Origin of the sequence: Pseudomonas sp. JR33AA, from assembly GCF_021378985.1 — a bacterium.
GTDB classification, from domain to species: domain Bacteria; phylum Pseudomonadota; class Gammaproteobacteria; order Pseudomonadales; family Pseudomonadaceae; genus Aquipseudomonas; species Aquipseudomonas alloputida.
The window spans coordinates 1-821 of the sequence record NZ_JAJSAW010000051.1; the positions used below are offsets into that span (position 1 = coordinate 1).

Annotated in this window: 1 protein-coding gene; it reads right to left on the bottom strand. The window is 69.3% G+C overall.

The window, feature by feature from the left end; genetic code table 11:
• On the bottom strand, nucleotides 1-821 hold an 821-nt coding region (locus LVS58_RS24955; RefSeq protein ID WP_233693243.1), incomplete at both ends, for an AMP-binding protein.

The following is an 821-nucleotide window of genomic DNA, read 5'->3' on the forward strand; positions in this document are numbered from 1 at the left end:
GAACACCTGCTGCTGGGTGTCCACCGCCAGCGCCTCGCCGCTGCAGATCACCTGCCGCACGCTGTGGCAGCGCTGCAGGCCCGGCTCGCGGACGAACACCTGCAGCATCGACGGCACGAAGTGCAAGGTGGTCACCTGGTGGCGCTCGATCGTGTCGATCAGCCGCTCCGGCTCGCGGTGTTCGCCCGGTGCCGCCAGGGCCAGCCGGGCACCGGTCATCAGCGGCCAGAAGAACTCCCACACCGACACGTCGAAGCTGAACGGGGTCTTCTGCAACACCGTGTCCGCGCTGTCCAGCGCATACGCCTGCTGCATCCACGCCAGCCGGTTGTACAGCGCCAGGTGGCGGTTGCCGGCGCCTTTCGGCCGCCCGGTCGAGCCGGAGGTGTAGATGACGTAGGCCAGGTTCTCCGGGTGCAGCCGGCACGCCGGCACCTGCCGCGAGTAACCGCCCAGCTCGCCGGGCTGGTCCAGCAACAGCACCTGCCCGGCAAACGCCGGCAACTGCTCACGCAGGTGCGCCTGGGTCAGCAGCAGCTCGATGCCGCTGTCTTCGAACATGTAGGCCAGCCGCTCGGCCGGGTAGTCCGGGTCCAGCGGCACATAGGCGCCGCCGGCCTTGAGGATCGCCAGCAGGCCAACGACCATTTCCAGCGAGCGCTCGGCGGCGATGCCCACCAGGCTTTCCGGGCCGACGCCCTGCTCGATCAGCTTGTGCGCCCATTGGCTGGACAGCTCACTCAACGCCCGGTAGCTCATGCGCTGGTCGCCGAACAGCAGTGCCGTCGCGTCCGGCTGGCGACGCGCCTGCGCCTCGAACA